This window comes from Pseudomonas sp. Pseu.R1, from assembly GCF_045764065.1.
In the GTDB taxonomy this organism is placed as follows: Bacteria; Pseudomonadota; Gammaproteobacteria; order Pseudomonadales; family Pseudomonadaceae; genus Aquipseudomonas.
The window spans coordinates 5,750,518-5,772,069 of sequence record NZ_JBJGEE020000001.1; the positions used below are offsets into that span (position 1 = coordinate 5,750,518).

Annotated in this window: 20 protein-coding genes; 13 read left to right on the forward strand and 7 right to left on the reverse strand. The window is 61.6% G+C overall.

The window, feature by feature from the left end:
- Positions 1-13: 13 nt before the first annotated feature.
- Complete coding sequence (locus ACI5GA_RS26170; protein WP_421424873.1) at positions 14-739, forward strand: dienelactone hydrolase family protein; 726 nt, start codon at positions 14-16, stop codon at positions 737-739.
- Between the two features lie 148 nt (positions 740-887).
- Here the strand turns inward: ACI5GA_RS26170 and ACI5GA_RS26175 are convergent, their stop codons facing one another.
- Positions 888-1,751 (reverse strand): pirin family protein, encoded by an 864-nt coding sequence (locus ACI5GA_RS26175; RefSeq protein WP_421424875.1) that lies wholly within the window; start codon positions 1,749-1,751, stop codon positions 888-890.
- 211 nt (positions 1,752-1,962) lie between these two features.
- Here ACI5GA_RS26175 and ACI5GA_RS26180 point away from each other — a divergent pair, with 211 nt between their 5' ends.
- The gene (locus tag ACI5GA_RS26180; protein WP_421424876.1) at positions 1,963-3,588 is read left to right on the forward strand and encodes a methyl-accepting chemotaxis protein; all 1,626 of its coding nucleotides are present in this window, start codon (positions 1,963-1,965) and stop codon (positions 3,586-3,588) included.
- A 171-nt stretch (positions 3,589-3,759) separates the two neighbouring features.
- On the opposite strand, the gene fabB is transcribed toward ACI5GA_RS26180, so the two are convergent.
- From fabB to ACI5GA_RS26195, 3 genes are all read right to left on the reverse strand, one after another.
- Positions 3,760-4,980: a beta-ketoacyl-ACP synthase I gene (gene fabB / locus ACI5GA_RS26185; RefSeq protein WP_404640361.1), complete on the reverse strand. Its 1,221-nt coding sequence runs from the start codon at positions 4,978-4,980 to the stop codon at positions 3,760-3,762.
- Between the two features lie 10 nt (positions 4,981-4,990).
- Positions 4,991-5,506: a 3-hydroxyacyl-[acyl-carrier-protein] dehydratase FabA gene (fabA, locus tag ACI5GA_RS26190; RefSeq protein WP_421424878.1), complete on the reverse strand. Its 516-nt coding sequence runs from the start codon at positions 5,504-5,506 to the stop codon at positions 4,991-4,993.
- A gap of 214 nt (positions 5,507-5,720) precedes the next feature.
- Positions 5,721-7,646, reverse strand: coding sequence for a response regulator (locus ACI5GA_RS26195; RefSeq protein WP_404640379.1), 1,926 nt, complete (start codon positions 7,644-7,646; stop codon positions 5,721-5,723).
- A gap of 243 nt (positions 7,647-7,889) precedes the next feature.
- Between ACI5GA_RS26195 and ACI5GA_RS26200 the strand changes: the two genes are divergently transcribed.
- The 8 genes from ACI5GA_RS26200 (at position 7,890) to ACI5GA_RS26235 (ending at position 14,141) form a co-directional block, all read left to right on the forward strand.
- The gene (locus tag ACI5GA_RS26200; protein WP_421424880.1) at positions 7,890-8,915 is read left to right on the forward strand and encodes an NAD(P)H-dependent glycerol-3-phosphate dehydrogenase; all 1,026 of its coding nucleotides are present in this window, start codon (positions 7,890-7,892) and stop codon (positions 8,913-8,915) included.
- Between the two features lie 25 nt (positions 8,916-8,940).
- Complete coding sequence (locus ACI5GA_RS26205; protein ID WP_404640355.1) at positions 8,941-9,285, forward strand: DUF4389 domain-containing protein; 345 nt, start codon at positions 8,941-8,943, stop codon at positions 9,283-9,285.
- Positions 9,282-9,740 carry a phosphohistidine phosphatase SixA gene (sixA, locus tag ACI5GA_RS26210; RefSeq protein WP_404640353.1) on the forward strand — a complete coding sequence of 153 codons (459 nt, stop codon included), beginning with the start codon at positions 9,282-9,284 and terminating at the stop codon, positions 9,738-9,740. Before ACI5GA_RS26205 ends, sixA begins: the two co-directional genes overlap by 4 nt.
- A gap of 77 nt (positions 9,741-9,817) precedes the next feature.
- Positions 9,818-10,261 carry a hotdog fold thioesterase gene (locus ACI5GA_RS26215; protein WP_404640351.1) on the forward strand — a complete coding sequence of 148 codons (444 nt, stop codon included), beginning with the start codon at positions 9,818-9,820 and terminating at the stop codon, positions 10,259-10,261.
- A gap of 111 nt (positions 10,262-10,372) precedes the next feature.
- Positions 10,373-11,206 (forward strand): alpha/beta fold hydrolase, encoded by an 834-nt coding sequence (locus ACI5GA_RS26220; protein WP_421424882.1) that lies wholly within the window; start codon positions 10,373-10,375, stop codon positions 11,204-11,206.
- A complete protein-coding gene (locus ACI5GA_RS26225) occupies positions 11,203-12,057 on the forward strand; it encodes an alpha/beta fold hydrolase (protein ID WP_404640347.1) in 855 nt (284 codons plus the stop codon). Before ACI5GA_RS26220 ends, ACI5GA_RS26225 begins: the two co-directional genes overlap by 4 nt.
- A 132-nt stretch (positions 12,058-12,189) precedes the next feature.
- Complete coding sequence (locus ACI5GA_RS26230) at positions 12,190-13,017, forward strand: DUF4892 domain-containing protein (RefSeq protein WP_404640345.1); 828 nt, start codon at positions 12,190-12,192, stop codon at positions 13,015-13,017.
- A 107-nt stretch (positions 13,018-13,124) separates the two neighbouring features.
- A complete protein-coding gene (locus tag ACI5GA_RS26235; protein ID WP_421424885.1) occupies positions 13,125-14,141 on the forward strand; it encodes an AI-2E family transporter in 1,017 nt (338 codons plus the stop codon).
- A 90-nt stretch (positions 14,142-14,231) separates the two neighbouring features.
- Here ACI5GA_RS26235 and xopAW read toward each other — a convergent pair whose 3' ends face one another.
- From xopAW to ACI5GA_RS26250, 3 genes are all read right to left on the reverse strand, one after another.
- On the reverse strand, positions 14,232-15,107 hold the full coding sequence (gene xopAW, locus ACI5GA_RS26240; protein WP_421424887.1) for a XopAW family type III secretion system calcium-binding effector: 876 nt from the start codon (positions 15,105-15,107) through the stop codon (positions 14,232-14,234).
- 380 nt (positions 15,108-15,487) lie between these two features.
- Positions 15,488-16,558, reverse strand: a complete 1,071-nt coding sequence (locus ACI5GA_RS26245; RefSeq protein ID WP_421424888.1) for a sensor histidine kinase — start codon at positions 16,556-16,558, stop codon at positions 15,488-15,490.
- Positions 16,555-17,307, reverse strand: a complete 753-nt coding sequence (locus ACI5GA_RS26250) for a response regulator (RefSeq protein WP_404640337.1) — start codon at positions 17,305-17,307, stop codon at positions 16,555-16,557. Before ACI5GA_RS26250 ends, ACI5GA_RS26245 begins: the two co-directional genes overlap by 4 nt.
- 351 nt (positions 17,308-17,658) lie before the next feature.
- Between ACI5GA_RS26250 and kdpF the strand changes: the two genes are divergently transcribed.
- From kdpF to kdpB, 3 genes are read left to right on the forward strand one after another with little or no spacing between them, the layout of a single operon-like run.
- The gene (gene kdpF, locus ACI5GA_RS26255; RefSeq protein WP_037009437.1) at positions 17,659-17,754 is read left to right on the forward strand and encodes a K(+)-transporting ATPase subunit F; all 96 of its coding nucleotides are present in this window, start codon (positions 17,659-17,661) and stop codon (positions 17,752-17,754) included.
- A gap of 5 nt (positions 17,755-17,759) precedes the next feature.
- Positions 17,760-19,454: a potassium-transporting ATPase subunit KdpA gene (kdpA, locus tag ACI5GA_RS26260; RefSeq protein WP_421424890.1), complete on the forward strand. Its 1,695-nt coding sequence runs from the start codon at positions 17,760-17,762 to the stop codon at positions 19,452-19,454.
- A gap of 10 nt (positions 19,455-19,464) precedes the next feature.
- Positions 19,465-21,540 carry a potassium-transporting ATPase subunit KdpB gene (gene kdpB / locus ACI5GA_RS26265; protein WP_421424891.1) on the forward strand — a complete coding sequence of 692 codons (2,076 nt, stop codon included), beginning with the start codon at positions 19,465-19,467 and terminating at the stop codon, positions 21,538-21,540.
- Positions 21,541-21,552: the final 12 nt, after the last annotated feature.

A 21,552-nucleotide genomic window follows, 5' to 3' on the forward strand; every position in this document is an offset into this window, starting at 1 on the left:
GTAGGAGTTGGCAATGAGCAACGTTACTGTGCAGTCCGTGGTGTATCAGATTGACGGCCAAAGCTATGAGAGTCGTCTGGTGTTCAGCGAAGGCGCGAAAGCGGTGCCGGGTCTGGTGATGGCGCCCAACTGGATGGGCATCAGCGAAGACGCTGAACAGATTGCCATGCAGGTGGCCGCCAAGGGTTACGTGGTATTGCTGGCTGACCTGTATGGCCAGGGCGTGCGTCCGACCAATGCCGACGAAGCGCTGGCCGCGATGATGCCGCTGAAGAATGATCGTGGTTTGCTGAACAAACGCATGCAGGCTGCGTTGGACCAACTCACCGCACAAACGTTAGCGGCGGTGGACAAAGCCTCACTGGCGGCGTTCGGTTTCTGCTTCGGCGGTTGCTGTGCGCTGGAGCTTGCGCGTACTGGCGCTCCACTGAAAGCGGCAGTGTCGTTCCATGGAACGCTGGACACCACCAACCCGGCCGATGCCAAAAACATCAAAGGCAAAGTACTGGTCTTGCACGGCGCGTCTGACCCGCTGGTACCGAAAGAGCAGTTGCCTGCGTTTGAAGCTGAAATGAATGCGGCCAATGTGGACTGGCAACTGCTGAGCTACGGCGGGGCGTTCCACTCCTTCACCGATCCGCATGCCAATAACCCGGGCGTACAGATGTACAACCCGACAGTTTCCAAGCGTGCGTTCACCGCCATGCACAATCTGCTGGATGAAGTGTTCGCCGGCTAACGCTATTTAGCTGGCACCCCGCTAAACCCTGTGGGAGCGAATTCATTCGCGAGAGGTCAGTACATCCGACGCTGATGTGTTGGATGTGCCACTGTTTCGCGAATGAATTCGCTCCCACAGGTTCTGTGCTCGACGCGTCGTTCGAGTGTTACTTCCTGCCTGCTGGCAACTCAATCCTCGCCACTTCCCCCGGCACCGTCGGCCAGTCCCCGGCCGCCCACTTTGCCCTTGCCTGATCGATCAGCGCTGGATCGCTGGCGACGAAATTCCAGTTCATTCTTCTCGGACCATCCAGCGGTGCGCCGCCGATCAGGACCGCGTGGGATTCGCTGTTGGCACACAGCGTCGGCTCGCTGCCAGCATCCAGCACCAGCAGACTGCGAGGCTCCACTGGCTCGCCGTCCAGTTCCATGCCGCCTTCAATCACATACAGTGCTCGCTGTTCATGTTCCGCCGGGATCAACAGCGTTGTCGCCGCTTGCATCTTGAGTTCGGCATACAGCGTCGGTGAGAGCACCGGAACCGGGGAGGTCAGGCAAAACCCGGTCCCCGCGATCATACGAATCGCGATGCCCATGGCGTCGCTCAATGGCAGGCTCGTGGCGGGGTGATGGCTGTAATGCCCGGCACCTTGCTCATGCTCCTGGGGAGAGGCCAGCCAGACCTGCAAGCCATGCAGCCGTGAGCCGCTCTCGTGCAAGTCCTCCGGGGTGCGTTCGATGTGGGCGATCGCCTTGCCTGCGGTCATCCAGCTCACTTCGCCGGGCAATACGCGCTGATCGCTGCCCAGACTGTCCTTGTGCTGAATCTCCCCTTCAAACAGATACGTCAGGGTCGACAGGCCGATGTGGGGGTGCTGGCGAATGTCCATTCCGCTGTCAGGCGCGTAAGTGGTTTCCAGCATGTGATCGAAGAACACGAAAGGTCCGACGTTGCGGCATTGAGCGGAGGGCAGGGGGCGCAGAATCGGCTGGCCTTCGACGTCTTCGGCACGGGGTTTGATCGTCAACATGTCAGGGTTCTCATGGGGCTTTGCAACAGCATACAAGGGCAAAATCTCACCGTCTGGATCGTCTGTGCTGACATATCCAATCGAATGGTGGTTATTACGAATCGCTCTCAAATAAATCACTTAATTGTCCTACAGAATCTAGCCTGTTCAGCCGATACTGAGGCGTTGACCAGCCGCACTTTGAAGGCAGGATTTTGGGGAGGGACCCATTGTGACCGTAAGAAACATGAATATCGCGCCCCGGGCTGCGCTTGGTTTTGGGGTGCTGGCGCTGCTGGTTTTCGGTTTGGGTGCTTTTGCGCTGTTGCAGATGTCCAGCATGCGCAAGCAGTCGGATCTGGTGGAGAGCAAATGGCTCCCCAGTGTCATGGAATTGGGCGTTATGGGGCAGGACCTGATGAGGATCCGCACCCTGACGCTGCGTTTGATGGTCGGACGTGATCCTGCGGCCTTGCAGGATAACTACAACAAGATCGAGCAGCTCAAGGTGAAACTGCAAACGGCGGAACAGCGCTATGTCTCGATGATTGAAGCGTCTCGCGAGCGTGAGCTTTACGAGCGTTTCGCGACTGCCAAGCAGGCCTATTTTAAGCGTCAGACACGGGTCATGGACTTTTCGAAAGAGAACCGTCTGGATGACGCGGTGCAAGTCATCAATGGTGAAATGAATCAGCACGCCGACACGATGACTCAGGCGCTCAATGAACTGACGGCGCTGAACAAGCAAGGAGCCAGTAACGCCACTGACGCAGCACAGCAGGTCTTCGGCAGTGCGCTAAGTTGGGTGGCCGCCATGATGGTGCTCACGGCGCTGATCACGCTGGTGCTGGCCTGGGGCCTGACGCGCAGTATCGTTCAGCCGCTGGCGCAGGCATTGGGCATCGCGCAGGTGATCGCGGCAGGAGATTTGACCGCTGAGATCAAGGTTCAAGGACGCGACGAGCCTGCGCGGCTGCTGGATGCTTTGAAAGCCATGCAACTGAGCCTGCGTCGCACGATCCTGCGCATTTCCGATTCATCGAACCAGTTGGCGTCGGCATCGGAAGAGCTGAGCACTGTCACTGAAGACTCCACGCGTGGCCTGCATCAGCAGAGCCTGGAAATCGATCAGGCGGCGACGGCGGTCAATCAGATGACCGTGGCCGTGGAAGAAGTGGCGCGCAATGCGGTAGCGACTTCGCAAGCCTCGGATGAGTCCGAACGCATTGCTCAACGCGGGCGACATCAAGTGCAGGAGACTGTTGCTTCGATCAATCATCTGGCTCGGGACGTTACCCAGACCGGTGATCAGGTCGAGGTGCTGGCGCAGAAGGTGTATGGCATCAGCAAGGTGCTGGACGTGATTCGTTCCGTGGCCGAGCAGACCAACCTGTTGGCGCTCAACGCCGCCATTGAAGCGGCCAGGGCGGGAGAGGCCGGTCGTGGGTTTGCGGTGGTGGCGGATGAGGTCCGGGCGCTGGCCCATCGGACGCAGTCGTCGACCCAGGAGATCGAGGCGTTGGTGGGGGATATCCGTCAGGGCACCGACCAGGCGGTCGCCGCGATGCAAGGCAGTAACAACCGCGCACGCTCTACCCTGGAGCTGGCGCAGTCCGCCGGTGTGGCGCTGGACGAGATTGCGCTGGCCATTTCCCAGATCACGGAGCGCAACACCGTGATCGCCAGCGCCTCCGAGCAACAGGCGCAGGTGGCGCGGGAAGTGGACCGTAATATCACCAATATTCGTGATCTGGCGCTGCAAAGCTCGGCGGGTGCCAATCAGACGGCGGCGGCCAGCCAGGATTTGTCGCGTCTGGCGACGGACCTGAACGGGATGGTGGGAGAGTTCGCGGTCTGAGGATGACCTCGTTCTGTGGGAGCTGGCTTGCTGGCGAAGGCAGAGTGTCAGTGCCCTATGTATTCGCTGGCACTGCGCCTTCGCCAGCAAGCCGGCTCCCACAAGTACAGATCCTTGTCATGAAAAAGGCGCCCCGAAAGGCGCCTTTTCATGTGCGGGAAACGGCTTGAATCACTTGCCGGTCCAGCGCTTCATCACCAGCGTGGCGTTGGTGCCACCGAAGCCGAAGCTGTTGCTCATGACCAGGTTGATCTCGGCGTTTTCGCGAGTCTTGGTCAGGATCGGCAAGTCGGCTACTTCTGGGTCCAGTTCGTCGATGTTCGCCGAACCGGCCATGAAGTTGCCTTCCATCATCAGCATGCAGTAGATCGCTTCGTGAACGCCTGCGGCGCCTAGGGAGTGACCTGACAGGCTCTTGGTGGAGCTGATGGCCGGAGCGTTGGCGCCGAACACTTCACGCACGCCTTTCATTTCAGCGACGTCGCCGACCGGGGTAGAGGTGCCGTGGGTGTTCAGGTAGTCGATGGTGCCGTCAACGGTGGACAGCGCCTGCTGCATGCAGCGGATGGCACCTTCGCCGCTTGGGGCGACCATGTCGTAGCCGTCGGAAGTGGCGCCATAGCCGACCAGCTCGGCGTAGATCTTCGCGCCACGGGCCAGAGCGTGTTCCAGCTCCTCGACCACGACCATGCCGCCACCGCCCGCGATGACGAAACCGTCACGGTCAGCGTCGTAGGCACGGGAAGCTTGCTCTGGGGTTTCGTTGCGCTTGCTGGACAGGGCGCCCATGGCGTCGAACAGGAACGACTGGCTCCAGTGCTCTTCTTCACCGCCACCGGCGAAGACGATGTCCTGCTTGCCCATCTGGATCTGTTCCATGGCGGTACCGATGCAGTGAGCACTGGTGGCGCAGGCAGAAGCGATGGAGTAATTCAGGCCCTTGATCTTGAATGGCGTTGCGAGGCATGCCGAAACAGTGCTGCTCATGGTGCGGGTCACGCGGTATGGACCGACGCGCTTGACGCCTTTTTCACGCAGGATATCCAGCGCTTCCATCTGGTTCAGGGTCGAAGCACCACCTGAGCCTGCGATCAGGCCGGTGCGTGGGTTGGACACCTGCTCTTCGGTCAGGCCGGAGTCCTTGACCGCGTCCTGCATCGCCAGATAGGCGTAAGCAGCGGCGTGGCCGACAAAGCGGTAGACCTTGCGGTCGATCAGTTCTTCCAGATTCAGATCAATGGAGCCGGATACCTGGCTGCGCAGGCCCATTTCCTTGTATTCCGGATTGAAGCGGATACCAGGGCGGCTGTTACGCAGGTTTTCGGAGACGGTCTCTTTGTCATTGCCCAAGCAGGAAACAATGCCCAGACCGGTGATAACGACGCGGCGCATGCGAATACCCTTAGAAATCGTCAGTGGAGGTGAAGACGCCGACGCGAAGGCCTTCGGCGGTGTAGATTTCACGGCCGTCCACGCTGACCGAACCGTCGGCGATCGCCAGGTTCAGCTTGCCTTTGAGGACGCGCTTGATGTGAATGTTGTAGGTGACTTTCTGGGCGGTCGGGAGGACCTGGCCGAAGAATTTCACTTCGCCCGAACCCAGCGCACGGCCGCGGCCCGGCAGGCCTTGCCAGCCCAGGAAGAAACCGACCAGTTGCCACATGGCGTCGAGGCCCAGGCAGCCTGGCATGACCGGGTCGCCTTCGAAGTGACAGCCGAAGAACCACAGGTCCGGAGTGATGTCCAGTTCGGCGACCAATTCACCTTTGCCGAACTTGCCGCCTTCCTGACTGATGTGGGTGATGCGATCCATCATCAGCATGTTGGGGGCGGGCAGTTGCGCGTTACCTGGGCCGAACAGCTCGCCGCGACTGCAGCGCAGCAAGTCTTCCCGGGTAAAGGCGTTTTGTTTGGTCATGCGAGCTCCTCGATAATCCTGTGCGGCTGGGTGTGGCTATTTGTTTCACCCAATCTGGCCAGCGGGTTGTCCCGCCGCTGGCAGCCTACTCATAGACTATTGCGTTGTAGTGAAAGTCACAGCACAGGTGAAATGAATGTACACCTGTACACTGAAATTGTCCGTTCGCGCGCGTGCGCGGGTCGATCACGGCACACAAGACTGCCGCAATTTATCATTTATCGCCAGTCGCAGATGCTTTAATGGTCAGCCAGCGCTGCAAAACCTGCTGTAAATCAGTGCGTTTGAAGGGTTTGGCCAGGTAGTCGTTCATGCCCGCCTGTAAGCAAATATCGCGATCGCCGTGCCGGGCGTTCGCCGTCAGCGCAATGATGGGCAGGGTGTCGAGCCCCGGTAGTTCGCGAATTCTGCGGGTCGCTTCGTAGCCGTCCATGACTGGCAAGCGGCAATCCATGAGGATCAGTGCATATTTTTCCTTGCTGGCCATGCTCACCGCTTCGGCACCGTCGCCCGCTGCGCTGACCTGTAAACCCAGACTGCGCAGCATGGCCTCGACCACGGTGCGGTTGACGGGGTTGTCCTCGACCAGCAGCACGCAGCCGTCGCGCTCCTGAGGCATTTCGCCCACGGCGCCCGGCGTGGGTAAAGGGTCTTCCTGAGCCACGCGCTGCAACGGGATTTGCAGCGTGAATACCGAGCCGATGCCTTCGCTGCTTTGTGCGCGCAATGAACCGCCCATGCGCTCAGCGAGATTGCGTGCAATCGGCAGGCCCAGCCCGGTGCCGCCGTAGCGTCGGGAAATGGAATTGTCCGCCTGCTGAAAGGCGTCGAACATCGACTCCACCAATTGCGCCGAAATGCCGATACCGCTGTCACGCACTGCACAGGTGAAGAGGATGTGTTGGGCATCGGTCTGTTGCCACCCAGTCTCGACCCGCACGCTGCCGAACTCGGTGAATTTCAGGGCGTTCCCGATCAGGTTGACGAGGATCTGACGGATGCGGGTCGGATCGCCCTTGACCCGCAGCAGGTCCATTCCGGGAGGCAGTTCCAGTTCCAGTGCCAGGCCACGTTGTTGTGCGTTGTGAGCAAACGCCTGTACGGAGGTGGCGATCAGGTCCGCGAGGTTGAACGAAATGTTCTCCAGCTCCAGGGCATCGCGCTCGAAACGGGAGAAATCGAGGATGTCGTTGATGACGCGCAACAGATGCTCGGTGGATTCGGTGGCCAGTGCCGCATACTCGGCCTGTTCCTCGGTCATCCTGGTGGTTTCCATCAATTGCAGCATGCCCAGCACGCCATTCATCGGCGTGCGCAACTCGTGACTCATCATGGCCAGAAACTCGGATTTCGCGCTATTGGCGCGTTCGGCTTCCTCCCGGGTCCTGATCAACTCGTCCATGGCTTTCTTCTGCTCGCGGCTGGCCTTCTCCAGGCCCAATGCCAGGTTGTTGATGTGGCGTGCCAGATCGCCGAGCTCGGCGTCGTCGGCCACCGGCAGCGGCGCAGTGTAATCGCCATGCTGAATGGCTTTGACGGCATCGCTCATGGCGCTGATGGGTTGAGACAGGCTCAGGGACAGACGTCGCGCCAGAATGTACGTAAACAGCAGGGCGAACAGCGCGAGAATGCCCGCCTTGAGCAGGATTTCCTGTTCCCTGAGGTTAAAGGCATCGCTGGACATGCCTACCAGCACGCGGCCCAGATAGTCTTCGACTGGGACGCTGGCGATATCGTCGATGTCGTCGGAATGATTGCCTTCGGATTTGATCTGTTGCAGGCGAATGGGGGCCTGAAACACTTCCAGTTGGTGTGATCGGACGTTGTCTGTGGTCTGTTCGACGTGGACGAGCACTTTGCCCGCGCTGTCCTGAACTTCCAGGAAGCGGACGTGGGGCGTGCTCATGGTCGCCTTCATCAGGCTTTCGAGCACTTCGTCGTTGCCCACGATCACGCCGTATTCGGACGCTGGGGCCAGTTGGTTGGCAATCAGTTGGCCTGTGTGGGTCAGTTCCTGACGCAGATCCTGAATGCGCACTACGGTGAAAAAACTGATCAGTAACAGGGTCAGCAGCAGGGCCGGGCCGAGGCTGAGAATCTGCGTGCGGGTGCTGATGTTCCAGCCGCGTTGTGCCGTCAAGGCCGGACTCCCGCCTGTCGTGAGTGCAATGTTCATTGAAAGCGCCCTAACGATAGCTCATCAGCGGCGCGGTGGAATTTTCACAAAGTGCGCGCATCTTAACCGAGCCGTAGGGAATTTCCTCGTGAAGAGTAGGGTGTCCGCCATTCGCATCTGGCTGTCGTGTTTTGCCGCTGGTGGCGAGCACGGCGCTCCGTATAATGCTGCCATCGCCAGTTCCGATGGCCCTAGATGGATTGTTTTATGACCCAACAGCAACCGATCGCCGTTCTGGGTGGTGGCAGCTTCGGCACGGCCGTGGCCAATTTGCTGGCCGAAAATGGCCACCGGGTCCTGCAGTGGATGCGCGACCCCGAGCAGGCCGAGGCGATTCGCGTCAATCGCGAGAATCCGCGTTACCTCAAAGGTATCAAGGTGCTCGATGCCGTGGAGCCGGTGACAGACCTGCAAAGCGCATTGAGCCAGAGTCAACTGGTGTTCGTTGCGTTGCCCTCCAGCGCGCTGCGCACGGTGCTGATCCCCCATGTCGAGCTGTTGACCGGCAAAATGCTGGTCAGCCTGACCAAGGGTATCGAGGCCCAGACCTTCAAACTGATGAGCGAAATCCTGGAAGACATCGCGCCCAAAGCCCGCATCGGTGTGTTGTCCGGGCCGAATCTGGCCCGTGAGATCGCTGAACATGCGCTGACGGCCACGGTGGTGGCCAGTGAAGACGAGGCGCTGTGCCAGGCGGTTCAGGCCGCGTTGCATGGGCGCACCTTCCGCGTCTACGCCAGCGCCGACCGTTTTGGCGTGGAGCTGGGCGGCGCGCTGAAGAACGTCTACGCGATCATCGCCGGCATGGCGGTGGCGCTGGGCATGGGGGAGAACACCAAAAGCATGTTGATCACCCGCGCGCTGGCCGAAATGACCCGCTTTGCGGTCAGCCAGGGTGCCAACCCGATGACCTTCCTGGGGCTGGCCGGTGTCGGTGATCTGATCGTGACGTGTTCGTCCCCCAAAAGCCGCAATTATCAGGTCGGTTTCGCGTTGGGGCAGGGGCTGACGCTGGATGAGGCCGTCACCCGTCTGGGCGAGGTGGCCGAAGGGGTCAACACGCTCAAGGTGCTCAAGGTCAAGGCCCAGGAAGCCCAGGTCTACATGCCGCTGGTGGCGGGGCTGCACGCTATCCTGTTCGAAGGGCGTACGCTGGAGCAGGTCATCGAACTGCTGATGCGCGCCGAACCCAAGACCGATGTCGATTTCATCTCGACCAGCGGTTTCAACTAATACCCGCTGGCTCAAGGAGAGACCTTTGAACGAATCAAAATTCAAGCAGCACGAATCGATCCTGCTGCGCATCCTGTGGATGCTGGTGTTTGCCGTGGTCTGGGAAGTCGCAGCCGTCGTGCTGGCGGTGGTGGTGCTGGTGCAACTGGCGTATCGCCTGTTCTATGGGGCGCCGAGTCTGAGCCTGATGTCGTTCGGTGACAGCCTGAGTCAGTATTTTGCGCAGATCGGCCGTTTTGGCACGTTTCACACTGACCAGAAGCCTTGGCCATTCGCCGACTGGCCCGCGCCGCGCCCACCGGAAGGCGAGGCTCCGCACACCGTGCCGGCTGCTGCGCACCCGGTGCGGGATGAGGAACCGAAACTATGAAAGTGTGGATTCTGCGTCATGGCGAGGCTCAGTACCGCGCTCGTACCGACGCCGAACGCGAGCTGACCGACAACGGCCGCCAGGAGGTGCTGACCAGCGCGGCGCACCTGCTGGGCCAGTCGCTGCGCTGGATCATCGCCAGCCCCTATGTTCGAGCGCAGCAGACCGCTGAGCTGGTGCGTCAGGCGTTGGGGTTTTCCGAGTCGATCGTGACCGTCCCCTGGCTGACGCCGGACAGCGATCCGCGTAAGGTGCTGGACAATCTGGACCTCTATGCCTCGGACGACGTCTTGCTGGTCAGTCACCAGCCGTTGGTCGGCTCGCTGATCGGTCTGGCGGTGCATGGCAACGTGCAGCAGGCCCACGGAATGCACACGGCGAGTCTTGCTGAACTGGAGGCAGATTTCCCGGTGGCGGGTGCGATGAACCTGATCGGGGTCAGGCATCCGGGGTGATTCGGCCTCGGCCCGGCAGATGATGTTCTCCTGTGGGGGCCGTTCAACTGTGGACTATTCAATAATAAGGACAACCCATGAGCCTATGGCGTGACACCCCCAACCTCGACGCGCTCAACGCGATGCAGAAGAACACCATCGGTGAGCAACTGGACATCCGTTTCGAAGCGTTCGACGATCAGTCTCTGACCGCCAGCATGGTGGTCGATCACCGCACACACCAACCCTACGGCCTGCTGCACGGTGGTGCGTCGGTGGTGCTGGCAGAAACGGTCGGTTCGTCGGCCAGCTACCTGGTCATCGACTCCAGCAAGTATTTCTGCGTCGGGCTGGAAATCAACGCCAACCATTTGCGGGGCCTGCGCAGTGGTCGGGTCACGGCGGTGGCGCATCCGGTGCACATCGGTCGCACCACGCACGTCTGGGACATCCGCCTGACCGGCGAAGACGGCAAGGCCAGTTGTATTTCGCGCCTGACCGTTGCGGTCGTGCCGCTGGGTGAGCAGCCGCCTGCACGCTGAATGCGTCTGCGCTGGCCGGAGTGTCATCCCCGATGGCACTTCCGGTCATTGCCGCCGTGTCAGGCTCACGCACACAATTGCAGCCTGATCACGGTTTCTGGATGCGCCGGCATGACTCAACACGTCTTTTTCGCTCACGCCAACGGCTTCCCGTCCGCCACGTACGGCAAGTTGTTCGCAGCGTTGGGCGATGAGTTTCACATCACTCATCTGGCGCAGCACGCCCACGATCCGCGTTTTCCCGTGACCGACAACTGGCCGAATCTGGTGGACGAGTTGATCCATCACCTGCGTGAACAACCACAGCCGGTCTGGGGGGTTGGTCATTCGCTGGGCGGCGTTTTGCATTACCACGCGGCCTTGCGGCATCCGGAGCTGTATCGCGGAGTGGTCATGCTCGATTCGCCCGTGCTGACGCGTTTCGATCAATGGATGATCCGTGCGGCCAAGCGTTTCGGTTTCATCGACCGCATCACCCCGGCAGGGCGCACGCTGGGCCGACGTGAGGTGTTCAGCGATCTGGACGCTGCGCGGCATTATTTTTCGGGCAAGACCCTGTTCCGCCGTTTCGATCCCGAATGTTTCGAGGCCTATCTGCTGCACGGTTTGCAGCCGGACGGTGATCGATTGCGCCTGCGTTTCGATCCCACCACCGAGATCAGCATCTATCGCAGCGTGCCGCACACCAGCCCTGGCGTGGCCCGTCACCTGCAAGTGCCGTTGGCGCTGGTGCGGGGCGAACACAGTGATGTGGTGCGCCGCCATCACGCGATGTCGGTGAAAAGCATGCGTGAAGGCGTGTATCTTTCGGTGCCGGGCGGGCACATGTTCCCGCTGGAACACCCCGAGGACACCGCGCAGATGCTCAAGAACCTGTTTTCCCGCTGGGCCACACCTGGGCAGGTCGTCACCCGGACGCAGCCCCGTCAGCGAGCTCGCGCATGAGCTGTGCGGTCGAAGAGATTCGGCTGAGCCTGCCGCACATCGAACTGGCGGCCCATTTGTTCGGGCCGCAAGATGGCTTGCCGGTGATTGCGCTGCATGGCTGGCTGGACAACGCCAACAGCTTCGCTCGCCTGGCGCCGAAGCTCAAAGGCTTGCGCATTCTGGCGCTGGACATGGCCGGGCATGGCCATTCCGATCACCGCCCGCTGGGCGCCGGTTACGGTTTGCCGGATTACGCCCATGACGTGCTGCATGTAGCGCAGCAGATGGGGTGGGAGCGGTTTTCGCTGCTGGGGCATTCGTTGGGTGCCATTGTCTCGGTGATCCTCGCCGGGTCGGTGCCGGATCGTATCAGTCGTCTGGCGTTGATCGACGGCCTGATTCCGCCGTTGGGCGAGCCTGAAGGCGCGGCGGAACGAATGGGCACCGCCTTGCTGGCGCAACTGGCGCAATCGAGCAAGCGCAAGCCCGTGTACGCCGAAATGGACCGAGCGGTCGAAGCCCGCATGAAAGGCATGGTCGCTGTCAGTCGCGAAGCTGCTGAGCTGTTGGCGCAGCGTGGCCTGATGCCGGTGCCGGGCGGTTACACCTGGCGCAGTGACAGCCGCCTGACACTGGCGTCGGCGATGCGTCTGACGCGCGCCCAAGCTTTGTCCTTCGTGAATGCCATTCGTTGTCCTGCACACCTGGTGGTTGCCGACCTGGGCATGCTGGCGCAGAACACCGCGCTGCTCGACAGTGTTTCGTTCGAGGTCACTGTGTTACCCGGTGGGCATCATCTGCATCTGAACGACGAGGCGGGCGCGACCTCTGTTGCAGACTGTTTCAATCGGTTCTTCGCCGTTTCTTGACTTGCGCAGCGCAACTGTCGAGGCTGGGCGGGTTGAAACAGGAGACTGCACGATGGACCACCGCCCACACTCGATTCCCTCCCTCGGACTGCGCTCGCGTGCGGTCGTGATGGCCCCCACGATGATCCGCCCATGAGCCTTTCCACGCGTGCTGCCTGCACGCTCGGCTGGCTGCTGTGCCTGACCGGTTACGCCACGACCGGTCTGGCCGCCGATGTCGCGGGCAGTCAGGACTTTTCCAACTTGCCTCGGCCGACTGACGCTGAAATCGTCGATTACAAGCCCGCTGCGAACCTTGAACGCATTTTTCCCATGGGCTCGATTCGCAAGATCAGCGGCCAATTGCGCTTCGATGGTCAGGTGGCTTCCCGTGGCACCGCCAGTGCCGTGACCTATCAATTACCGCCAGAGCGATCCGCCGACGAGGCCTTCACGGCCGCTCGCGAAGCCTTTCAGCAGCAGGGCGCGCAGTTGTTGTTCTGGTGTCAGGCCCGGGACTGTGGTGAAAGCAGCTTGTGGGCCAACGAAGTGTTCAGCAACGCGCGGCTCTACGGGGCCGACAACGGACAAGCCTATTTGCTGCTGCGCCTGTCGCCGGACAGCGACACGCTGGTGGCGTTGTACAGCATCACTCGCGGCAATCGCCGCGCCTTGCTGCATGTCGAAGAGTTCCAGGCTGACGCGCCGCTGGGCGAGGTGCTGCCCACCTCTGCGACCCTGCTCAGAGAGCTGAAGAGCTCCGGTGATCTGGACTTGCCTATGCTCAAGGGTGAGCCCAAACAGCCGTGGATCACTTTGCTCTCACGAGGGCTTAATCTGGACAGCACCTTGCGTGTGACGCTTTCCGGGCCGCAGGCCGAGGCGTGGCGTGAGGCTTTGGTCAACAACAGCGTGCGCGCAGCCCGACTGGAAATCGGCAGCAAGCAGACTCAGGGGCTGGTCGTCGAACTCATTCGCTGAGGAGTGTTTTATCTCAGGCATTCAGTTGCTGTTCAATTGGTGTAAGGCGAGCGTCGACGTTCGCCGTTATGCTGCGCGTTCTGGATTTCTCTTCTACGGTATGACCCATGTTCAATAACGATCGCCTGTTGGTGCAGATTCTGCTGCTGGCACTGCTGGGCGCCTGCCTGTGGGTGATGGCGCCGTTCTGGTCTGCGCTGTTCTGGGGGGCGGTGCTGGCGTTTGCCAGTTGGCCGCTGATGCGCCTGTTGACCCGCGCGCTCAATGGCCGGGAGTCACTGGCCGCGAGCATTCTGACCCTCGGCTGGATGGTACTGGTGGCCGCGCCATTGGTGTGGCTCGGGTTCAACCTGGCTGATCATGTGCGCGATGCCACGGCGTTCGTTCGCGATGTGCAGGTCGATGGCTTGCCCGACCCACCCGCCTGGTTGGGCAGCATTCCCTTGGTCGGGGAGCGATTGGTGGGCTACTGGAACACCATCGATCAGCAGGGCGCGGCGATGCTGGCCACGCTCAAACCCTATCTGGGGCAGGTGGGTAACTGGCTGCTGGCCCGTAGTGCGCAGATCGGCGGGGGCATCCTGGAGCTGACCCTGAGTATCGTCTTCGTGTTCTTTTTCTACCGCGACGGTCCGCGTCTGGCGGCGTTCGTGCTGAGCCTGCTGGAGCGGCTGATCGGCGACAAGGCCCAGTATTACGTCGATCTGGTGGCCGGGACGGTCCAGCGGGTGGTGAACGGGGTGATCGGTACGGCAGCCGCTCAGGGCATTCTGGCGTTGATCGGTTTTCTGATCGCGGGCGTGCCGGGAGCGCTGGTCTTGGGTATTGGCACGTTTTTGCTCAGTCTGGTGCCCATGGGGCCGCCGCTGATCTGGATTCCGGCCACGGCCTGGCTGGCCTGGAAAGGCGAGTACGGGATGGCCGTGTTTCTCGGTTTGTGGGGCATGTTCATCGTCAGTGGTGTCGACAACGTGCTCAAGCCGTATCTGATCAGCCGTGGCGGCAATTTGCCGTTGGTGATCGTGCTGTTGGGGGTGTTCGGCGGGTTATTGGCGTTTGGCTTCATTGGCCTGTTCATCGGCCCGACGCTCTTGGCCGTGGCTTATAGCCTGCTGCTCGACTAGGTCGCTGACAGCCGCGCACGGCAGGTGCCCAAATAACGCGCACTGAAGATAAAAAAGCGCCGCCGGACCGGATCCGGCGGCGCTTTTTTATCAGGCGGAAATACTCACGTATTTACCGGCCGTCGCGTTGCTATTGAGGTTGTAGCGGTCGCTGAGGGCAGCAACCATGCGATTCAACGCCTCAGTGGCCTGCGTCGTGGTGGTCTGCTGCTGAGTATTGTCAGGCTTGAGCGCCGCACTCAACTCGTCGGCGTTGACGCCACCACTGCTGTCGGCGTCCAGGGCACTGAACAGCGAATTGATCGCGTCGGTGCTGGTGGAACTGCTGGAGCCGCTGGTCGAGCTGCCACTTTGCAGGGCGCTGGTCAGTTCGGCGGCCGTGATGCTGCCGTCGCCATCGCTGTCCAGGCTGCTGAACAGGTCGCTGGAGTCTTGCGCGGGCGGGGGAGGCGGTTGTTGAGCCTGTTGCAGGCTGGCGGTCAGCTCTTCGAGGCTGACGGTGCCATCCTTGTTGGTGTCCAGTGCGTCGAATACCTGAGTGCTGTCGGCGCTGCTGTCCGAACTGCTCAGCGCGGCGGTCAGTTCGTCGCTGCTGACGCTGCCATCACCGTCGGTGTCGATGGCGCTCAGCAGGTCCTGGGCTTCATCCGCCGCCGAGCCGCCGTCCATCTGCGTCGGTGGCGGCGGTGGCGGGGTCATGGACGCCAACTCGTCGGCGTCCAGGCTGTCATCGTCGTTGCTGTCCAGATCGCTGAACGCCTTGCTCAGACTGACCGTGATGCCGTCTTTGGAATCGGAGGACAGGGCTGAACTCAGTTCATCCTTGTCGATACTGCCGTCACCGTTGGTGTCGAGCTTTTTCAGCAGGTCGTCGGCGAACTGCTTGCTCTTGTCGGTGCTGCGGGTGGAGCTGCTTGAACTGATGTAGCTGGAATAACTGCTGCTGCCGCTGATACCTGTGACCATCGGACTGACTCCCCATCAGATGAATGAAGCCGGTACGGTGTACCGGCTTATGCAGCGTCGCGGGGTGGGATGTCGTGGGTATGTGGTGTTTGTAACGCGAGGCTTACGGGGGCAGGTACATCGCGGGTGCAGGTTCACCCTGTGGGCGCCGCCTTGAAGGCAAATGCGGTGAATCAGGTCTTTGCGTGACAACTGACAGGACCCCTTCGCCAGCAAGCCGGCTCCCACAGGGGTGTGTGCCAAGTCATAGGTTCGTGATCGACGCCGGTTCTGTGGGAGCCGCCTTGGTGGCGAAGGCGGTTAACCAGCCAACGTAGAATTTCCCACAGTGATGGGGCGTTTTGGTGAGTGAAGGTTGCCCCGACATGTTTTAGCTGCGTTCAGATCCGTGGCAAATCGATCGATGCCGTCAGGCCGCCGCCGGGAGTTTCTTCCAGGCGCAGATCACCGCCCATGCGCCGGGCGGCTTCGCGGGCGATGGTCATGCCGATGCCCACGCCGCCCGAGTTTCGGTTGCGCGACCCCTCAACCCGGTAGAACGGCTCGAACACCGCTTCGCGCAGGTTTTCCGGGATGCCTGGCCCGCGATCGACCACGCGGATCAGCAGGCGATCACTGTAGTCCTCAATCTCCACCCGCGCATGCCCGGCATAGCGCAAGGCATTGTCGATCAGGTTGTGCAGGCAGGAACGCAGGGCCATGGGCTGGGATTTCAGCGGTCGGCAACTGCCGCTGGCTTCGACGTCATCGCCATTGTCCTGAGCGTTCTCGGTCAGCGACTCGATCAGCGCCTGCACGTCGAAATACTGCAAGGCCTCGCTGGTTCGCTGCTCATTGAGGTAGGTCAGCGTGGCGTCGAGCATGCCGATCATGTCGTTCAAATCTTGCGTCATCTGCCCGTGCAGCTTGGGCTCCTCGATCTGTTCGACCCGCAGTTTCAAACGCGCCAGCGGAGTGCGCAGGTCGTGGGAGACCGCCGCCAGCATGCGCCCGCGCTGTTGCACCTGCTCACGAATCCGCTCCTGCATCAGGTTGAACGTCGCAGCGGCCTGGCGCGCCTCGCGGGGACCGGTGATGGTCAGCGGTGGGCTGTCGAGGTTTTCGCTCAGGCGTTCGGCGGCATCGCTGATACGCCGGACCGGCCGACTCAGGGCCTTGGCGCCGAACCAGGCAGCAATCACCAGGGTGATCAACTGGAACAGCAGCGGAATCAGCGGGATACCGAAAAACGGTGGTGGCGGACGGCGCATTTCTTCCGCCGCCATGTCGTCGTCCGGTTTGTCCGGGTAGCCGCGCGGCATGTCCTGCGCGTTGTGTGGCGGTGGAGGCGGAGGCGGGCGATGAGGGTCGTAGTAGTGAAACCAGATGAACGCCAGCAGGTGCGCCAGAATGATCGCCAGCAGTGCGCCGCCGAACAGTCGGGCGAACAGGGTGTCAGCCGAGCGGATCAACCAATCTCCCTGGCGTCGAACATATAGCCTTCGCCCCGTACGGTCTTGATCAGTTGAGGGGATTTCGGATCGTCACCAAGCTTCTGGCGCAGGCGCGAGACCAGCAGGTCGATGCTGCGATCAAAGGCTTCGATGGAGCGGCCGCGGGCGGCGTCCAGCAGTTGTTCGCGGTTGAGCACGCGACGCGGACGTTCAAGGAACACGCGCAGCAGGCGGAATTCGGCGTTGGACAACGGCACCACCAGCCCGTCCGGCGCGGTCAGTTGGCGAAGGACGCTGTTGAGGCGCCAGTTGTCGAAGCGCAGCGTGGTACGTTCTTCGGTACGGTCATCGCGCACGCGGCGCAGGATGGTCTGGATGCGGGCTACCAGTTCGCGAGGTTCGAACGGTTTGGCCATATAGTCGTCGGCACCCAGTTCCAGACCGATGATGCGGTCGGTGGGTTCACAGCGTGCGGTCAGCATCAGGATCGGGATATCCGACGAACTGCGCAGCCAGCGGCACAGCGACAGGCCGTCTTCGCCGGGCAGCATCAGGTCCAGCACCACCACGTCGTAGGTTTCTTCGGCCAGCGCCTGGCGCATGGCATTGCCGTCGGTGACGCCAGTGCTCTGGATGTTGAACCGGGCGAGGTAGTCGCACAGCAGTTCACGGATCGGCACGTCGTCATCGACGATCAGCGCGCGGGTGTTCCAGCGCCGCTCTTCGGCCGGTGCGTTGGCGGTGGTGCTGTCAGGGGTCGTTTGCATGGTGCTGCCGCCATGGTGATGCCGCCGGGAAGGGCCGCGAGTGAGGAACGACGCTGCCATGCTACTTCGCTGGCGAGCGGGGCGGAAGGGTGCGGGTAGCAGGTGTCTGTGGATTGTCGTGAATGTATCAGAAAAGCTACAAGCCGCCATTCGGGTGTGACCCCCACCCTTTTTTGTGGGAGCCACCAAGGCGGCTCCCACTTGATTGCGTTCAGCCATGGAGCGGCCTGTACGTGATCGGCAGTTTTTACACTTTCTTTATGCCCCACGCCCACCCTTGATCTCGTTCCTTTACACCCCTCATGAAGACAATTCCCACACGGTAATCGCCGTATGACGGAGAGTGTTTTCATGAGCGTTCTGGATGGGGTGTCTCTGCTGTTGGCGGCAGGGTTATTCGTGTATTTGCTGGTGGCGCTGTTGCGTGCTGGCCGGGTCGAGGAGTGACGGCCATGCACGGTTATGACTATCTGCTGATTCTGGCGTTCTTCGCCTTGGTGTTGCTGCCCGCGCCGCTGTTGGGGCGCTTCTATTACAAAGTCATGGAAGGCCAGCGCACCTGGCTGACCCCGGTGGTGGGGCCAGTCGAGCGCATCTGCTATCGGCTGTCCGGTGTCGACCCGGCCGTCGAGCAAAACTGGAAGACGTACACCCTGGCCCTGCTGGCGTTCAACCTGGCGGGGTTTGTCGTGCTGTTCGCCATTCTGCTGTTTCAGGGCGCGCTGCCGCTCAACCCACAAGGGCTGCCGGGCATGGAGTGGTCGCTGGCGTTCAACACGGCGATGAGTTTCGTCACCAACACCAACTGGCAGAGCTACAGCGGAGAGGCGTCTCTGAGCTACCTGAGCCAGATGGCAGGGCTGACCGTGCAGAACTTCGTCAGCGCCGCGACCGGCATTGCTGTGCTGGTGGCGTTATGTCGTGGGATTGGCCGCCGTTCGACGCAGCATCTGGGCAACTTCTGGGCCGACATGACACGCGCCACCCTCTACGGCCTGCTGCCACTGTGCCTCGTACTGGCGTTGTTTCTGGTGTGGCAGGGCGTGCCGCAAACCTTCGCCCATTACGTGGACGCGGTCACCCTGCAAGGTGCTGATCAGACCCTTCCATTGGGGCCAGCCGCCAGCCAGATCGCCATCAAGCAACTGGGCACCAACGGCGGCGGCTTCTTCGGCGTCAACTCGGCGCACCCGTTCGAGAACCCGACGGCGTGGAGCAACCTGTTCGAGTTGGTCTCGATCATTCTGATCCCGGTAGCGCTGGTGTTCACCTTTGGCCACTACGTCAAGGACATGCGCCAGAGCCGCGCTATCGTCGCCTGCATGTTCGTGCTGTTCCTGATCGGTGGTGCCGTGGCGCTGTGGGCCGAGTACCAGCCCAACCCGGCGCTGCACATCGCCAATGTCGAGCAGACTGCGCCGATGGAGGGCAAGGAAACCCGCTTCGGCACCACGGCCACCGTGCTGTGGGCGACAGCCACGACCGCCGCGTCCAACGGCTCGGTCAACGGCATGCACGACAGCCTCAATCCGCTGAGCGGCATGATTGCGCTGGCCAACATGATGGTCGGCGAAGTGATCTTCGGCGGTGTCGGCGCAGGGTTGTACGGGATGTTGCTGAACGTGCTGATCGCGGTGTTCCTCGCCGGATTGATGATCGGCCGTACCCCGGAATACCTCGGCAAGAAGCTACAAGCCCGGGAAGTGAAATTGCTGGTGGCGACGCTGATCGTCATGCCGGTGGGCGTGTTGGTGTTCGGTGCGCTGGCCGCCTCGTTGCCCGGCCCGGCAGGCGCGGTGAGCAACCCCGGCGCCCATGGTTTCAGCCAGTTGCTTTACACCTACACGTCAGCCACGGCGAACAACGGCTCGGCGTTCGGCGGTTTCAGCGCCAATACCCTGTTCCACAACCTGATGCTGAGCCTGGCAATGTTCATTGGCCGCTTTGGCTACATCCTGCCAGTGCTGGCGCTGGCGGGCAGTCTGGCGGCGAAGAAGACCGCGCCCCTGGGCCTGAACAGTTTTCCGACCCATGGCCCGCTGTTCGTCACGCTGCTGACCGTGACCATTTTGCTGGTGGGCGGCCTGACCTTCCTGCCGACTCTGGCGCTGGGCCCGATTGCCGAACACCTGAGCCTGGGTTTCTGAGGATCACATCATGAATATGCGTGCTGCTGTACCCAAAGACGTTGCACCGAAACAACCTGAGCAGATCGCCGAATCCGTGAAAACCGGCTTCGCCCAACTGTGGCGTCCGGCGCTGATTCAGGCCTTCGTCAAACTCGATCCGCGCCAGTTGCAACGCGCACCGGTGATGCTGGTGGTCGAATTGACGGCGATTCTGACCACCGTGTTGTGCCTGATTCCCAACCCCGCCGTGCCGACCTTCGTGGCTGTGCAGATCGCGCTGTGGTTGTGGTTCACCGTGCTGTTCGCCAACTTCGCCGAAGCCTTGGCCGAAGGCCGGGGCAAGGCCCGGGCCGACAGCCTGAAAGCCGGAACCGAAGGCCTGAAGGCTCGTTTGCAAGGCGCGACCGGTGCGTTCATCACGGTCAACGCCAGCACTCTGCGCAAAGGTGATGTGGTGCGGGTCGAGGCCGGTGAGTTGATCCCCGGCGACGGCGAGGTCATCGCGGGTATCGCGGCGGTGAACGAAGCGGCAATCACCGGTGAGTCCGCTCCCGTGATTCGCGAATCCGGCGGCGACCGCTCGGCGGTCACCGGCAACACCCGATTGGTCTCGGACTGGTTGTTGGTGCGCATCAGCAGCAACCCTGGCGAATCGACTCTAGACCGCATGATCGCGCTGGTGGAAGGCGCAAAACGCCAGAAAACCCCTAACGAGGTGGCGCTGGACATTCTGTTGATTGGCCTGACCCTGATCTTTCTGCTGGTGGTCGTGACCCTGCAACCGTTCGCCCATTTCGCCGGGGGCAACCTGCCGCTGGTGTTTCTGGTGGCATTGCTGGTGACGTTGATTCCCACCACGATTGGCGGCCTGCTTTCGGCTATCGGGATCGCCGGGATGGACCGTCTGGTGCGCCTGAACGTGATCGCCAAGTCCGGCCGCGCCGTGGAAGCCGCAGGTGATGTGCACGTGTTGCTGCTGGACAAGACCGGCACCATTACTTTCGGCAACCGTCGTTGTGCGGCGGTCTATGCGGCTCCTGGCGTCAGCGGCAAGGAACTGAGCGAAGGCACATTGCTGGCCTCGCTGGCGGACGACACGGCTGAAGGCAAATCCATCGTCGAGTACCTGCGTGCGCTGCACCCAATGAACGAGCCTGCACCGAGCCAGCTCACCGCCGTACCGTTCAGCGCTGAAACCCGCCTGTCCGGGGTGGATTTCGACGGGCGTGTTTATCGCAAGGGTGCGGTGGATTCGCTGTTGACATTCATTGGCCGTGATCGCGCCGATCTGCCCCTGACCCTCTCCCGCGAAATCGACAAGATCGCCAAGACCGGTGGCACGCCGCTGCTGGTGTCGGTCGACCACACGTTGCTGGGCGTGATTCACCTCAAGGACGTGGTCAAACCGGGCATTCGCGAGCGTTTCGATGAGCTGCGCAAACTGGGCATTCGCACCGTCATGGTCACTGGCGACAACCCGCTGACCGCCGCTGCCATCGCCGCCGAAGCGGGCGTGGACGACGTGCTGGCTGAAGCCACGCCGGAGAAAAAACTGGAGCGCATCCGTCAGGAGCAAAACGACGGGCGTCTGGTGGCCATGTGCGGCGACGGCGCCAACGACGCCCCGGCGCTGGCCCAGGCGGACGTTGGCATGGCGATGAACGACGGTACGCAGGCAGCGCGGGAGGCGGCCAACATGGTCGACCTGGACAGCGACCCCACCAAGCTGCTGGACGTGGTGCAGATCGGCAAGGAATTGCTGGTCACCCGTGGCGCGCTGACCACCTTTTCGATTGCCAACGACGTGGCCAAGTATTTCGCGATCCTGCCCGCGTTGTTTGCCGCCATTTACCCGCAACTGGGCGTGCTCAACATCATGGGACTGACCAGCCCACAGAGCGCCATCCTGTCAGCCATCGTCTTCAACGCGCTGATCATCGTGGTGCTGATTCCTCTGGCCCTGCGCGGCGTGCGGGTGCAGGCGGCGAGTGCGGCGCACCTGCTGCGGCGCAACCTGCTGATCTATGGGCTGGGCGGGATTGTCGTGCCGTTCGTGGGGATCAAGTTGATCGACCTGCTGTTGACCGGCCTGCACCTGGTTTAAGTGCTGTGCTCT

What these genes read in the sequence shown, in the direction of transcription:
- kdpF (WP_037009437.1), top strand. Translation starts at nt 17,659, where the DNA reads ATGAGCGTTCTGGATGGGGTGTCTCTGCTGTTGGCGGCAGGGTTATTC.
- ACI5GA_RS26215 (WP_404640351.1), top strand. Translation starts at nt 9,818, where the DNA reads ATGAGCCTATGGCGTGACACCCCCAACCTCGACGCGCTCAACGCGATG.
- fabB (WP_404640361.1), bottom strand. Translation starts at nt 4,980, where the DNA reads ATGCGCCGCGTCGTTATCACCGGTCTGGGCATTGTTTCCTGCTTGGGC.
- fabA (WP_421424878.1), bottom strand. Translation starts at nt 5,506, where the DNA reads ATGACCAAACAAAACGCCTTTACCCGGGAAGACTTGCTGCGCTGCAGT.
- ACI5GA_RS26230 (WP_404640345.1), top strand. Translation starts at nt 12,190, where the DNA reads ATGAGCCTTTCCACGCGTGCTGCCTGCACGCTCGGCTGGCTGCTGTGC.
- ACI5GA_RS26225 (WP_404640347.1), top strand. Translation starts at nt 11,203, where the DNA reads ATGAGCTGTGCGGTCGAAGAGATTCGGCTGAGCCTGCCGCACATCGAA.
- ACI5GA_RS26200 (WP_421424880.1), top strand. Translation starts at nt 7,890, where the DNA reads ATGACCCAACAGCAACCGATCGCCGTTCTGGGTGGTGGCAGCTTCGGC.
- kdpA (WP_421424890.1), top strand. Translation starts at nt 17,760, where the DNA reads ATGCACGGTTATGACTATCTGCTGATTCTGGCGTTCTTCGCCTTGGTG.
- ACI5GA_RS26175 (WP_421424875.1), bottom strand. Translation starts at nt 1,751, where the DNA reads ATGTTGACGATCAAACCCCGTGCCGAAGACGTCGAAGGCCAGCCGATT.
- ACI5GA_RS26235 (WP_421424885.1), top strand. Translation starts at nt 13,125, where the DNA reads ATGTTCAATAACGATCGCCTGTTGGTGCAGATTCTGCTGCTGGCACTG.
- kdpB (WP_421424891.1), top strand. Translation starts at nt 19,465, where the DNA reads ATGAATATGCGTGCTGCTGTACCCAAAGACGTTGCACCGAAACAACCT.
- ACI5GA_RS26220 (WP_421424882.1), top strand. Translation starts at nt 10,373, where the DNA reads ATGACTCAACACGTCTTTTTCGCTCACGCCAACGGCTTCCCGTCCGCC.
- sixA (WP_404640353.1), top strand. Translation starts at nt 9,282, where the DNA reads ATGAAAGTGTGGATTCTGCGTCATGGCGAGGCTCAGTACCGCGCTCGT.
- ACI5GA_RS26250 (WP_404640337.1), bottom strand. Translation starts at nt 17,307, where the DNA reads ATGCAAACGACCCCTGACAGCACCACCGCCAACGCACCGGCCGAAGAG.
- ACI5GA_RS26170 (WP_421424873.1), top strand. Translation starts at nt 14, where the DNA reads ATGAGCAACGTTACTGTGCAGTCCGTGGTGTATCAGATTGACGGCCAA.
- xopAW (WP_421424887.1), bottom strand. Translation starts at nt 15,107, where the DNA reads ATGGTCACAGGTATCAGCGGCAGCAGCAGTTATTCCAGCTACATCAGT.